Annotated in this window: 9 protein-coding genes; 5 read left to right on the top strand and 4 right to left on the bottom strand. The window is 54.3% G+C overall.

The annotated features are described in order from the left end of the window. Positions 1–7: 7 nt before the first annotated feature. Both degQ and zapG read right to left on the bottom strand, forming a co-directional pair. On the bottom strand, positions 8–1,393 hold the full coding sequence (gene degQ, locus ACFL9S_RS04320; RefSeq protein ID WP_405260447.1) for a serine endoprotease DegQ: 1,386 nt from the start codon (positions 1,391–1,393) through the stop codon (positions 8–10). 123 nt (positions 1,394–1,516) lie between these two features. After that, entirely contained in the window at positions 1,517–1,915 is a 399-nt protein-coding gene (zapG, locus tag ACFL9S_RS04315) for a Z-ring associated protein ZapG (RefSeq protein ID WP_133844129.1), read from the bottom strand. A 176-nt stretch (positions 1,916–2,091) separates the two neighbouring features. On the opposite strand from zapG, the gene zapE reads away from it, so the two are divergent. The 5 genes from zapE to sspB all read left to right on the top strand — a co-directional run bounded on the left by zapE (position 2,092) and on the right by sspB (position 5,755). Continuing rightward, complete coding sequence (zapE, locus tag ACFL9S_RS04310) at positions 2,092–3,219, top strand: cell division protein ZapE (protein ID WP_405260446.1); 1,128 nt, start codon at positions 2,092–2,094, stop codon at positions 3,217–3,219. A gap of 244 nt (positions 3,220–3,463) precedes the next feature. Continuing rightward, complete coding sequence (gene rplM, locus ACFL9S_RS04305) at positions 3,464–3,892, top strand: 50S ribosomal protein L13 (protein WP_048914439.1); 429 nt, start codon at positions 3,464–3,466, stop codon at positions 3,890–3,892. A 15-nt stretch (positions 3,893–3,907) separates the two neighbouring features. Beyond that, the gene (gene rpsI / locus ACFL9S_RS04300; protein ID WP_034890399.1) at positions 3,908–4,300 is read left to right on the top strand and encodes a 30S ribosomal protein S9; all 393 of its coding nucleotides are present in this window, start codon (positions 3,908–3,910) and stop codon (positions 4,298–4,300) included. 307 nt (positions 4,301–4,607) lie between these two features. Beyond that, on the top strand, positions 4,608–5,249 hold the full coding sequence (gene sspA / locus ACFL9S_RS04295; protein WP_405260445.1) for a stringent starvation protein SspA: 642 nt from the start codon (positions 4,608–4,610) through the stop codon (positions 5,247–5,249). A gap of 5 nt (positions 5,250–5,254) precedes the next feature. Beyond that, positions 5,255–5,755, top strand: a complete 501-nt coding sequence (gene sspB / locus ACFL9S_RS04290; protein WP_405260444.1) for a ClpXP protease specificity-enhancing factor — start codon at positions 5,255–5,257, stop codon at positions 5,753–5,755. A gap of 96 nt (positions 5,756–5,851) precedes the next feature. Here the strand turns inward: sspB and ACFL9S_RS04285 are convergent, their stop codons facing one another. Together ACFL9S_RS04285 and ACFL9S_RS04280 are read right to left on the bottom strand one after the other, a co-directional pair. After that, positions 5,852–7,609 (bottom strand): sulfite reductase subunit alpha, encoded by a 1,758-nt coding sequence (locus ACFL9S_RS04285; RefSeq protein ID WP_405260443.1) that lies wholly within the window; start codon positions 7,607–7,609, stop codon positions 5,852–5,854. Positions 7,610–7,676: 67 nt separating this feature from the next. Then, positions 7,677–13,208 (bottom strand): glutamate synthase-related protein, encoded by a 5,532-nt coding sequence (locus tag ACFL9S_RS04280; protein ID WP_405260442.1) that lies wholly within the window; start codon positions 13,206–13,208, stop codon positions 7,677–7,679. Positions 13,209–13,676 lie beyond the last annotated feature (468 nt).

Below are 13,676 nucleotides of genomic sequence, written 5' to 3'. Positions count from 1 at the left end.
TATGGCGTTAAGGCAGGAGCAGGTAGATATTCTCTTCACCGCGCATCACGCTCAGTGCCAGCAGCGGTGGTTTTGCTTCCAGCAGTTTGCGCAGTTCGGCCAGGTTCTGTACCGGCGTACGATTGACGCCAACAATGACATCGTCTTTCTGCAGGCCAAACTGGGCAGCGGGAGTCGATTTTTCTACCTCATCGACTTTCACCCCTTTCGTGCCCTCTTTGGTCGCGCCATCACTGAGCGTCGCGCCCTGTAATGCTGGCGTCGTCAGCTCTGCGCCGGCACTATTCTGCGTGCTGTTATCCAGTTTCACCGTTACGGTGAGTGGCTTAGCATCACGCAACAGGCCGATCTTCACATCCTGACCCGGCGGAGTGGTGCCGATTTTCACCCGCAGTTCCGCAAAATTGGCAATTGCTTTACCGTCGACGCTGGTAATGATATCACCGGCTTTGATGCCTGCTTTGGCTGCGGCGGACTGGGGTAATACTTCGTTGACGAAGGCACCACGCTGAACATCGACATTGAAGGCTTTCGCCATCTCAGCGGTCATTTCGGTGCCTTTGATGCCCAACTGACCACGTTTAACTTCGCCAAACTGGATCAACTGCTGTGCAAGGCCCATCGCCATATTACTGGGGATAGCAAAACCAATCCCAATATTGCCGCCGCTGGAGGCCAGAATGGCCGTGTTCAGGCCGATCAGCTCACCATTGAGGTTTACCAGCGCCCCGCCGGAGTTACCCCGGTTGATGGCCGCATCGGTCTGAATAAAGTTCTCCAGCCCTTCCAGATTCAGGCCACTGCGGCCCAGGGCAGAAACAATCCCTGAAGTCGCGGTTTGACCCAGTCCAAACGGATTGCCGATCGCAACGGCGAAATCGCCGACTTTAAGCTGGTCAGAGTCGGCAATTTTGACTTGCGTTAGCTTCGTGGCACCGTTGAGCTGGATCAGTGCAATGTCGGTCTGCTCGTCATGACCCACCAGCCTGGCATCGAACTCGCGGCCATCGCTCAACTGCACACTGATTTTGTCCGCGCCGTTAACCACATGGTTATTGGTCAGCACATAGCCTTTTGCTGCATCAATGATCACACCTGACGCCAGTCCTTCAAACTCTGGTGATTTATCATCACCCTGCGTGCCGTTCTGGCCGTTCTGATCGAAGAAGCGTTTTAACTGCTCGGGGATCGGCTGCTGTTTGCTGTCGCTCTCGGTTCCCTCAACGTGAACGCTGACCACGGCAGGCAGAACCTTTTCCAGCATCGGTGCCAGGCTCGGCAGCGGTTGTCCCTGAATCTGGGAGGGCAACGATGCCTGAGTTGCCGGGATCACGGCCAGATTAACGCCAATACTTAATGCCAGTGCGCTTAACAGAAATGATTTCTTCTTCATCGGGACTCAGCTCTCGCTACCAGGGGAATAAATAAAGGTGTACCCGGAATTGCAGGCTATTTGTTGAGTGATACAGGTATGACCGTTCAGAAACGAAGGGGTGCCAGGCACCCCATAAAAAAATCATTTGGCAGCGCGATCGCCACGCAGCAGGCCAGAAGCGCTGTCCGGATAATCACGCGGCATTTGCACTGGCACCTGATCGTTATCCGCTTCGGATTCGGTCAGCTGATAGGCAAACGGGTTTTTCTCACCCGGCAGGTTTGGCAGCAGGTCGTTCGAACCCTTCGCCATATGCTGATACAGCTGGCGATAGTCGCGCGCCATGTTGTCCAGCAGCTCGGCGCTGTGGGCAAAATGATTCGTCAGTTCTTCACGATAGTCAGCCAGCTCGGCTTTACTCTTTTCCAGTTCATACTGCAGGCTGCGTTGCTCACGCAGTTTCTTATTGCCGAAACGCATGGCGACCGCGCCAATAATAATCCCAACCACTAACCCAATAAGCGCATATTCCCAGGTCATAATAACTCCCATATTGTCTTCGTTGTTCCGTAGGGCCTTTCCAACTCATACCCGCCACTATAACCGCTAATCTCACGGAAGTGGAATCCTGCGGCAGCTTCGCTTAGTGTAGAACGACTTTTTTTTCGACAATCAATCACCCGGCAAGACCATTTTTCAGGGAATGTGACCACATTATGCAAACGATGTCTCCTCTGGCGCTGTATCAGCAGGCGCTGGAAAACGGCGAGTATCAGGCCGATGACGTACAACGTGCCGCGATGACCCGCTTAGACGGTATCCATCAGGCATTAACCCGTATCAGCCCGCCAGCGCCCGCTGCCAGCGGTGGGTTATTCGGTAAGCTGAATAAGCTGCTGGGAAAAAGTAGAAATGATGTTCAGGCCCCTGCGCGTGGTCTGTATATGTGGGGGGGCGTTGGGCGTGGCAAGACCTGGCTGATGGATATGTTTTTTCGGGCTATTCCTGGTGAGCGCAAGCAGCGACTGCACTTCCATCGATTTATGCTGCGGGTACACCAGGAGTTGACCGAGTTGCAGGGCCAAAGCGATCCGTTACAAATCGTTGCCGACCGCTTTAAAGCCGAAACGGACCTGCTGTGTTTTGATGAGTTTTTTGTCTCAGATATCACCGACGCAATGCTGCTTGGCACTCTGATGGAAGCGCTGTTCAGTCGGGGAATTACGCTGGTTGCCACGTCAAACATTCCGCCGGACGATCTCTACCGTAACGGTTTGCAACGGGCGCGCTTTATACCCGCGATTGAGATGATTAAACAGCATTGTGAGATCATGAACGTGGATGCGGGCATCGATTATCGCCTGCGCACGCTGACGTCTGCACACCTGTGGATGACGCCGCTCAGTGAAGCGACGTCGAAAGAGATGGAGCGTATGTTTGTCGCGCTGGCGGGTAAGCCGCGTGAACATCATGAACCACTGGAGATTAACCATCGTCAGTTGCAGACGCTGGGCGTTGCAGAAGGTGTTCTGGCGATGAGTTTCCTTGCCCTGTGCGGGGAAGGGCGGAGCCAGCATGACTATATTGAACTGTCGCGCCGTTTCCACAGCGTATTGCTGTATGATGTGCCGGTGATGATTTACAAGACTGAAGACCAGGCTCGACGTTTCCTGGCGTTGGTAGATGAATTCTACGAGCGTCATGTGAAGCTGGTGGTCTCGGCAGAAACATCACTTTATGAGATTTACCAGGGTACGAGGCTGAAGTTTGAGTACCAGCGCTGCGTCTCCCGCTTACAGGAGATGCAGAGCGAAGAGTACCTGCGGCTGCCGCATTTACCCTGAGTCTCTCATTACAGTGACGTGATGGTAATTTTATCGTAGAAAACGTTCGCTCTTTGCGGGCGAGTTCTCTATAATCTTGCGACCCCACGTTACAGCAAAGGTTTTTTTCCCAAAACTCTTTGTGTTCCAGTAACTCTATCCGAAGGGGTGGGCTTGCTGGTCAAGATGGTCGTGTGAGCTCCAACCGTTTATTCAAGCGTTTGGGATTTCACCAACGTGTAACTTAATTTGGGTAAGCTTTTAGATGAAAACTTTTACAGCTAAGCCAGAATCGGTCCAACGTGACTGGTATGTTGTTGACGCAACAGGCAAAACCTTAGGTCGTTTAGCGACTGAATTGGCTCGTCGCCTGCGCGGTAAGCACAAAGCGGAATATACTCCGCACGTTGATACTGGTGATTACATTATCGTTCTGAACGCAGAAAAAGTTGCCGTAACCGGTAACAAGCGTACCGATAAAGTGTATTACCATCACACCGGTTTCGTCGGTGGTATCAAGCAAGCGACCTTCGAAGAAATGATTGCTCGCCGTCCTGAACGCGTGATTGAAATCGCGGTTAAAGGCATGCTGCCAAAGGGTCCGCTGGGCCGTGCTATGTACCGTAAACTGAAAGTTTACGCGGGCAACGAGCACAACCATGCGGCACAGCAACCGCAAGTTCTTGACATTTAATCGGGATTACAGGCAATGGCTGAGAATCAAAACTACGGCACTGGTCGCCGCAAAAGCTCTTCCGCACGCGTCTTCATCAAGCCGGGTAGCGGTAACATCGTTATCAACCAGCGTTCTTTAGAACAGTACTTCGGTCGCGAAACTGCCCGCATGGTAGTTCGTCAGCCGCTGGAACTTCTGGACATGGTTGGTAAATTTGATCTGTACATCACTGTTAAAGGTGGTGGTATCTCTGGTCAGGCTGGTGCGATCCGTCATGGTATCACACGCGCTCTGATGGAGTACGACGAGTCACTGCGTGGCGAACTGCGTAAAGCAGGCTTCGTTACTCGCGATGCTCGTAAGGTTGAACGTAAGAAAGTCGGTCTGCGTAAAGCACGTCGTCGTCCTCAGTTCTCCAAACGTTAATTTTTTCTGCTCAGGCAGAATCGATTATCGGAAAACCCGGTGCTTGGCGCCGGGTTTTTTATTTTCTTCTAGTGCAAAAAGCGCGAAACACACACCGCTTTACTCTTTTCCCCTGCAATTCCGTGTGCGACCCCCCACAAGCTGGCTAAAATCTGGTAGACTATGTGTCACTTTGTGCCCATTGGCCGGGCAATGACGGGTGTATCCTGTGTAGCAGGAATCGGTCAATCTTCGGGCTGGTGGCAATGATGAGTCGCCACGTGGATGGCTATTCGCAGTAATTTTCTCGATAAACTTGGAGGTTTACATGGCTGTCGCTGCCAACAAACGTTCGGTAATGACGCTGTTTTCTGGTCCGACTGACATTTTCAGCCACCAGGTACGCATTGTCCTGGCTGAGAAGGGTGTTAGTGTCGAGATCGAGCAGGTTGAAACGGATAACCTGCCGCAGGATCTGATCGACCTCAACCCGTACCGTACCGTACCCACCCTCGTTGATCGCGAGCTGACGCTGTATGAATCACGCATCATCATGGAATATCTGGACGAGCGTTTTCCGCATCCACCATTGATGCCGGTTTACCCGGTAGCACGTGGTGAAAGCCGCCTGATGATGCACCGCGTCGAGCAGGACTGGTACAGCCTGATGCGTAAAGTTGAAAACGGTACCGCGCAGGAAGCTGAAGCGGCACGTAAGCAACTGCGTGAAGAGCTGCTGGCTATCGCTCCGCTGTTCGCCCGTACGCCGTTCTTTATGAGCGAAGAGTTCAGCCTGGTTGACTGCTATCTGGCTCCACTGCTGTGGCGTTTACCGCAGATGGGTATTGAGCTGATTGGCGCGGGTTCTAAAGATCTGAAAGGCTATATGACGCGTGTCTTCGAGCGTGATTCCTTCCTGGCTTCCCTGACTGAAGCAGAACGTGAAATGCGCCTGCATACGCGGGGCTGATTACGATGGAAATGTCCCAACTTACCGCACGTCGTCCTTATCTGCTGCGCGCTTTCTATGAGTGGTTGCTCGACAACAATCTCACGCCGCATCTGGTCGTCGACATTAATTTGCCCGGCGTGATGGTGCCCCTGGAATATGCTCGTGATGGTCAGATCGTTCTGAATATTGCGCCGCGTGCCGTGGGCAATCTTGAGTTGGGCAATGATGAAGTTCGCTTCAGCGCCCGTTTTGGTGGTGTTCCTCGTCAGGTTTCCGTGCCATTAGCGGCGGTTCTGGCGGTTTACGCCCGTGAAAACGGTGCAGGCACCATGTTCGAACCTGAACCTGCGTACGATGGAGCGGGTGAATTCGATGCATCTGGCGGGCAGGATATTGCCCCGGAGACCATGATGTCGGTGATCGATGGCGATCGTCCCGATGACAGCGTTTCTGACGACGATGAGGGTCCTGACGATGAGCCGCCTCCGCGCGGTGGTCGTCCGGCGCTGCGCGTTGTGAAGTAACTTGTGCAATAAATAAGAAACGGGCCTGATGGCCCGTTTTTTTATACCTGTCTTAATGGAGCGAACTGCTGTTGCAGCCCGCCCTCACTTACTGACTCAGTAGACGTCACGCAGGTAGCGTTTCTCTTTCTTCAGCTGATCGACGTAATCTGCTGCACGTTCCGCAGACATCCCACCAAACTGAGTAATCACCTGATACAGCGCCTTATCAACGTCTTTTGCCATGCGTGATGCATCGCCACAGACATAGAAGTAAGCCCCTTCTTCTAACCAGGCAAACAGCTCTGCACCCTGTTCCAGCATGCGGGTTTGCACATAGATTTTCTCCGCCTGATCGCGTGAGAATGCTAAGTCCAGACGCGTCAGCAATCCACTTTCCTTCCAGGCATTTAGTTCATCCTGATAGATGTAGTCGTGTTCCTGATGCTGATCGCCGAAGAACAACCAGTTTTTGCCTTTAGCGCTTAACGCTTCACGCTCTTCAAGGAAAGCACGGAACGGGGCAATACCGGTGCCTGGGCCAATCATGATCAGCGGAGCATCATTGTTGGACGGCACGCGGAAGGCTTTATTCGGTGAAATGAAGATCGCGGGTTTCTCACCACGTTTAACGCGCTCAGCCAGGTAAGTTGAGCAGACACCGTTACGTGCACGACCGGCGCTGTGATAGCGAACGGAAGCGATGGTCAGATGCACCTGATTAGGGTGTGCTTTCTGGCTGGAGGAAATCGAGTAAGCACGATGCTGTAACGGACGCAGCAGGGCAACAAACTCAGGAATGCTCAGTGAACGAGTGACATCCAGTTGCAGCAGATCGAGGGTATCTTTACCCCACAACCACACGCCCAGCGCATCTTTATCGTCATGTTGTAAGACATGACGCAATTCCTGGTTGGTGGTGTTCTGGCCGACCCATTCGATCAGTTTGCGCGAAGGCTCAGAGATCTCAAACTGGTAGGTCAGCAAATCGCCCAGACTTCTTTCAAAGCCCGGTACGGGTGTGTCGTAGTCTGACTTCAGCTGCGTCAGCAGCAGCGTGACCAGCGCCGGTTCGTTGACCGGGATAACACCCAGCGCATCGCCCGCTTCGTACTTCAGACCGCTGTCGGTCAGATCAAACTCGAAGTGGCGAATATCTTTGCCTGAGCTCTCACCGGACAGGCGCTTGTTGGTCGCCAGTGCGGCAGCGTACGGGTTGTTTTTATTGCTGCCAGGGATGACCGGTGCTTCCGGTGCGCTTTCCAGCGCATTGCCGCTGCTGCCTGCGCTGGCAGCAAACTGCGGCATAGAGCTGGCGATCCACGCGTTAGAGGGCTCTTCATAGTCAATATCGCAGTCGATGCGATCATAGACACGTTTTGCGCCCAGCTGCTCAAGACGCATATCGATGAACTTACCTGCCTGGCAGAAACCGTCGTAGCCCGTATCGCCAATCGCCAGTACTGCAAAGTGCATCTGCTCCAGGCGCGGTGCTGTGCTGGCCGAAATAGCCTGCCAGAACAGCTGCGCGTTATCTGGCATTTCACCTTCACCGTAGGTCGAAGTGATCACCAGCACGTGACGCATGGTCGCGAATACGTCGATATCGACTTCGCCCAGGCCCTGAACGACCGGCACCAGGCCTTTCGCACGAGCGGCTTTCGCGGCGCTCTGTGCTAACGCTTCCGCATTACCTGTCTGGGAACCAAACAGGATATGGAGCTGGGTCGTTGCCGCAGATCCGGCGGATCCTGCCGCCTGCGGCTGGTTTTCCAGCACCAGCAGGCGTGAATGTAAACCGGCAAGGAAGCCTGCCAGCCAAAATTTCTGCTCACCATTAAACGGTGCATCTTCAGGAATATAAGGAATCTTCATCGCTTTTATCTACTCAATCCCGTTTAAATACTCGTTATAGACTATTAGTTTCTGTTCGTAACAATCATCAGGCTAGTTTGCCGACTGCGGCAGCCAGTTCAGGCAATGCAGCACGTGCGAACAGCTCTTCAAAGTCAGGCAGTCGGCCCAGAACTTCTCTGTTGCAGGCATCCTGATACATGATCCAACCGTACGTCGCCAGACTGTCCATTGAACGGATGTTACGTTGCGTCAGAGCGGCTTTATAATCTGTCATGCGCTTCGCACCAATCAGGCAGGAAAGCTCTTCATCACTGTAGCTTTCAATGGCCGCGCGACCGTGGCGTTGCAACTTGCTAATCAGCGTGAAATCTTCGGTCATCAGCAGGTTACGCACGGCTTTCTCAACCGCCGGGTCATCCACCGAGGTGCCTTTCGGCAGACGCGAAAGCGCCAGCTGCTGCGCAGAACTGAGGACGGTGTAGTTGTTTAACAACACCAGCATCTCAGGGGTGTCCGTTGCACCGTAGCCCGGAACCGCACCGTTGGCGATAGTTTTACCTTCACGCCATGCTGCTTTGAATTTCGCGACCTGATGGCCAGCCAGCGCCGTAGAGAGTTCTTCCAGCAGATCCTTACGGGTTTTCGCTTTCAGGATCTCAGCACCGTCCTGATACAGCAACAGGGAGCGTGGCATTACGTAAACGAAATGCTGGCTTTCGGTTTCCCAGTGATCAAGCAGCCACTGAGCACGCGGAGAAGAGGTCGCTTCCAGATGCCAGTTCAGCATCGTCAGTACCGCTTCTTTATGGACGCGTGCCATTTCGTTGTCATCAGTGATGGAACCCAGCATCACGGAATCACCGGCTGCAGAACCCGCCAGCTTGCCGTACGGGTCGTACTGGTAGGCGAAACCGCCGCTCATACCATTACCAAAGCCGGTGCCGTAGGTACCAAGATTAAGTACCGCACCGTTGGTCATATATTCACAGCAGAAATCACCGACGCCCTCAACAACAGCGGTCGCACCGGAGTTACGTACGGCGAAACGGTCACCCGCCTGGCCCTGTGCGAACAGACGCCCGCCGGTGGCACCGAACAGGGCAAAGTTACCGATCAGCACGTTGCCTTCTGCATCCTGTGAGCCGCCGCCAGGCGACATCACTACAATCTCACCGCCGCACTGTCCTTTGCCTACACCGTCGTTACAGGTGCCGTAATGTTCCAGGCGCATGCCATCGTTACAGAACACGCCGTAAGACTGTCCAGCAGAGCCGGAGGTAGAGATCGTGACCGTAGCGGGTGCCAGATAGCGGCGACCGCGATCGTCCAGCAGCGCGGCCGGCATGCGGCTCAGATGCTCGGCGTTCAGCGTATGGTTCAGCAGGCGTTCGATATCGATAGCCAGCTGACCGCCTACGCTCTTGTTACGGTTGTTCAGTACGATCCCTGCGCCGAGTTTGATCTCAGTGGATCCCTGGCTGACCAGCTGATCGTTCAGTAGATCAACCCAGCCGTTATCCAGTTCGAAATCTTTTTCCAGATAGACCGGACGGGCGATTTTCAGCTCTGGAACCACGGTCAGCATGGCACGCAGATCCAGTTTGCCCACTTCCAACGGGTGATCCATCAGGTGTAGCAGATCCGAGCGGCCACGGGCTTCACGCAGTGAGCGCAGACCGAGGCGTGCCAGCATTTCACGCACTTCATGCGCGACGTTGATAAAGTACTGCGCCAGCTGGCGCGGGTCGCCATCAAAGGCTTCAGCATTGGTCGTCAGGCCCGCCGGGCATTTCACGTTACAGTTTTTCGCCATCACACATTTCAGCATCATCAGTGCGGTGGTACCGAACTCGAAGCTGTCGCCGCCCAGCAGTGCGGATTTCACCACATCGCTGCCCGTCTGCTGTGCGCCAGAGCAGCGCAGCAGGACTTTTTCACGCAGGCCGTTGGCACACAGTGCCTGATGCACTTCGGCGATGCCGATTTCTGCCACGCGTCCGGTGTATTTCAGGCTGGTGACCGAGGCTGCCCCGGTGCCCCCGGTATTACCGGCGACGTTGATCACATCAGCACCGGCTTTCGCCACGCCAACGGCAATCGTACCGATACCTTCTGATGACACCAGCTTGACGATCACTCGTACACGTGCGGCTTTACAGTCGTGGATCAGCTGCGCCAGATCTTCAATAGAGTAGGTATCATGGTGCGGAGGCGGGGAAACCAGCTCCACGCCCGGTGTACCACCACGCGCTGCCGCGATTTCTACCGTGACTTTGGCAGCCGGTAACTGACCGCCTTCACCCGGTTTTGCACCCTGGCCAATCTTGATTTCCAGCTCTTCAAGCATCGGGTCAGCCAGATAGGCCGCCCAGACGCCGAAACGACCGGATGCCAGCTGCTTGATACGTGAAGCACGAATGGTGCCGTGGCGTGAGTAGTGTTCACCGCCCTCACCGCAGTTACTCATGCCGCCGACCATGTTGGTGCCATGAGCGACTGCTTCATGTGCCGGGGCGACCAGCGCACCGTGGCTCATCGCGCCAGAGGCGAAGGTACGGGTAATTTCGTGTGCAGGCTGCACTTCGCTCAGTGGCAGCACAGGCGAAATGGTAAAGATGCGGGACAGATAGTCCGCTGCTTTACCGGTCGCGGTCAGGTGTAGCGCATCGGAGGACACTTCTGCATGTTTGATAGCATCGCCAAAGCGTTTTTTCAGCACACCAGACAGCGTTGTCAGACGATCCTGTTCGCTTTTCAGGCCTGCGATAGCATCGGTCAGGCGCAGCGTGAACTCACCTTCGCGGTCTGCGACGGCTTCACAAACCAGTCCACGAACGGCAAAACCGTTGTTGACCAGCGAGTAGCGCCCGAGCTTACGGGTGAATTCTGCTTCACTGTCTACATGCGTTAAGTCTGCTGGCAGGGCGAGAATATCACGCAGTGCTGCCGGGCGACGTTTACGCTCTTCCAGCATCAGGCTGGAGAACTGACGATAATCAGAGGTAATCGTGAAGTTATCGATCACCTCATTCGGGATGCGTTCGAAGCTGCTGTCAGCAAAGGTCTTCGTTTTAATATTGAAGGCATTATCCAGCTTGGCCAGCGTCATCAGGCGGATAAAGTTATCCTCCTCACGGGCTTTATCAGCAAAGCGGATAGGATGCTCAGTCATATCGATAAAAGTACGCACGGCAATCGTGCCGTAGGAGTGTCCTGCACCTTCCGCACGTTCTTTAAACAGCCCCAGCAACGGCACCTCAGACTCACCCTGAATGCGCAGCGCACTCTGGTGCCAGTCAACGGCCATCTGCGCGATGGTGGCAAAGCCAGCGCCGCCCACCGGGGTTTTGATATTCGGGAAATACTTCTTCAGCACGCGATCGTCGGTATCGAGGAAGTTCGGCTCAAAGAATTCGCCACAGCTGTAGCTTTCCACGGTACACAGGCCCACTTTACCCATGGTTTTCATCAGGGCTTTTTCAGCGGCTTTGGCATAGCGTTTAAAGGCTTTGTTACCTTCTTCACCTTCACCGTACTTCTCTTCGGCACGCATTTGCACGCCGAGTGGATAAACGGCGGAGGCGCCAAAGCCCAGTGTCGCGGCGATATGGTGCGAAGAGATGCTCTGGCCGCTTTCAACCACCAGTGAGACATCAAGGCGCAGACCTTCCTGTACCAGGCGCTGGTTGATGGCGGAAACCATCAGCAACATTGGAATAGCGGCACGCGTTGTGGAGATATGGCGGTCAGTGATGACGGCAATGCCACCCTGCTCACGAGCAAAGTCGACCACTTCCTGTGCCAGCGCATCAATGGCCTGTTCCAGCGCGTCAGCATTGGCTGCACGGCTCTCCGGGTCAGTCCCCGTCACTGGCACATAGAGCATTTCAAAACGGGCGTAAGGCGCGACTGTCTGCTCACGCAGTTGCAGCATATCCAGATGCGTCAGGATTGGCGTTGGCACCACAATCTGGTGGCCTTTGCTACGTCCCAGGTGCGGTTTGGCACCTAAGGCCACGCGCAGCGTCATGCCGTCGATTTCACGGATGGAGTCCAGCGGGGGGTTGGTTACCTGAGCAAAGCGCTGGGAGAAGTAGTGCGCCATGCCGCCTTCATGATCGGACAGGGCGTTAATCGCGTTGCCGTAACCCATCGCTGAAATTTTTTCAGCACCGGTCGTCAGCATCGGGTCCATCATGAATTTAAAGCTTTCCTGGTTGTAGTAGTACGCCACAAAACGCTGGTAGGTTTTGAGGTCGCCGCTGTAACGCAGAGGAGAGCCTTGCTGCTCTGCCGGGATAACCGGAAGATCTTGTAATGTGACGCGTGACTCAGCCAGCAGGGCAGGATAGTCAGCTACCGCAGCCAATTTTTCCAATGCTTCTGAGGTGGTGTAGCTGCGTTGTTCGCGGTGATCGTAATACAGCATCCCGCCCGCTTCGATACGGCCACGGCGCAATACGCTTTCCGGTGGGAAGGCGATCTGGCCTGCTTCTGACATCGCACCGATATACTCAGCGGTTTCTACAGAACGCAGGGGGCGCAGGCCCAGACGGTCGAGACGTGCGCCAATCACTTCACCATTACCGAAAATCAGCGCTGCCGGGCCATCATTTTTCTCTTCGTACAGTGAGAAGTATTCCAGCATGGCGCGTACTTCAGCAGACAATGACGGATCGTTTTCCCACGCGGGTGGCATCATCGATACCACGGCGGTGATCAGGTCAAGGTTGTCTTCCATCAGGCGGCTGTGGATGCTCTGGTCCAGACGGGAGCTGTCTGACTGGCCCTTCGGACGCACGATCTTCTTACCGCGTGCCAGCGCCAGCGCTGATTCTGCAATACGGTTTTTACGGTCGGTGTTCAGTTCACCGTTGTGCGCCATCAGGCGGAACGGCTGCGCCATGGTGGTATGCGGGTCGGTATTGGTTGAAAAACGGGTATGGAAGAACAGACCGCGCACCTGATGGTCAGCATCGGTCAGATCCTGGAAATAAGGAATCACTTCATTGGAGTTCAGACGCGCTTTAAACACCTGCGTGCGCGAGGAAAGCGACAGCGGATACAGGCCGCCAAATTCGCTTTCAGTAAAAGCGCGGGCTTCGATGTCCAGCAGGGCACGGTAAATGCGTTTTTCAAAGTCAATCTGGTTGGTCACATCGGCCGGGGCAGTAAACACCCATTGCGCGATAGGCAACTGGAACTGAATCGCCGCCGGGCGCAGCACGCTGTTATCCAGCGGCATATCGCGCTTCACGATGATCGTCAGATCATAAGCGGCCAGGGTTTCTTCGACCAGGCGCTCGGCGTTGGCACGTAGCGCACTGTCTTTCGGCACAAAGAAGTTACCGACGCCATAACGGCCCGCTTCCAGCGGCAAGCCGGTAATTTTGCGGAAAAAGTGCAAAGAGAGGTCAACGTTGACACCCGCGCCATCACCCACGCCTTCGGCTGACATACCCCCGCGATGAGGAACGGTGCACAGGGCATTGTGTGCCATCTGCAGAACCTCATGAGTTTGCTCGCCGTCCTTACGAGTAATGAAACCTACGCCACAGCTATCACTGTCTTTTGATGGATCATACAAGCCATAGGGATAAGGTTTTGAGTTGGACATCGAGGGCCTCCTTAAACTGCTTTTGACATTACCACTGTTCTTCAGGCACAGAGCGCTACGGGCGGTCCTCTCTGGCTCTGTATCATTTTACGCCGCTAAAACGCAGACACCGTGACTCCGAACATTCCATTGATGGACAGTTGTCTAAACGTCCTTGAATGAGTTGCTCACGGAATTCCGGGTCTCAAATTGGAGATAACTTGCATCACGAGGGAGTCTACTTGCTGCATAGATATGCTGAGACACTGGCCCGTTAGGAAAGCTTCCAGCGGATTTCCAACTTATCGGGAAAGCGTACTCAGGTCAAATAGCGATCTTACTTATACCTTTTAGCGTGTTTTTGGATATATCATCATGATATATAACAATATAATGTCATATTTTAACCCGATAGACCCATGCATGAAGGCAGCGGAAGTGTGAGCTGACTCACTATAGGGCAGTGAGCAAATCTCTGCACCATGCTGG

This window comes from Erwinia sp. AnSW2-5 (assembly GCF_045107195.1).
GTDB lineage: Bacteria > Pseudomonadota > Gammaproteobacteria > Enterobacterales > Enterobacteriaceae > Erwinia.
Note: the sequence above shows the minus strand (reverse complement) of the source record. Positions and strands in the feature narration are given on the sequence as shown.

Coding starts and splice junctions, on each gene's coding strand:
- degQ (WP_405260447.1), bottom strand. CDS start 1,393: ATGAAGAAGAAATCATTTCTGTTAAGCGCACTGGCATTAAGTATTGGC.
- zapG (WP_133844129.1), bottom strand. CDS start 1,915: ATGACCTGGGAATATGCGCTTATTGGGTTAGTGGTTGGGATTATTATT.
- zapE (WP_405260446.1), top strand. CDS start 2,092: ATGCAAACGATGTCTCCTCTGGCGCTGTATCAGCAGGCGCTGGAAAAC.
- rplM (WP_048914439.1), top strand. CDS start 3,464: ATGAAAACTTTTACAGCTAAGCCAGAATCGGTCCAACGTGACTGGTAT.
- rpsI (WP_034890399.1), top strand. CDS start 3,908: ATGGCTGAGAATCAAAACTACGGCACTGGTCGCCGCAAAAGCTCTTCC.
- sspA (WP_405260445.1), top strand. CDS start 4,608: ATGGCTGTCGCTGCCAACAAACGTTCGGTAATGACGCTGTTTTCTGGT.
- sspB (WP_405260444.1), top strand. CDS start 5,255: ATGGAAATGTCCCAACTTACCGCACGTCGTCCTTATCTGCTGCGCGCT.
- ACFL9S_RS04285 (WP_405260443.1), bottom strand. CDS start 7,609: ATGAAGATTCCTTATATTCCTGAAGATGCACCGTTTAATGGTGAGCAG.
- ACFL9S_RS04280 (WP_405260442.1), bottom strand. CDS start 13,208: ATGTCCAACTCAAAACCTTATCCCTATGGCTTGTATGATCCATCAAAA.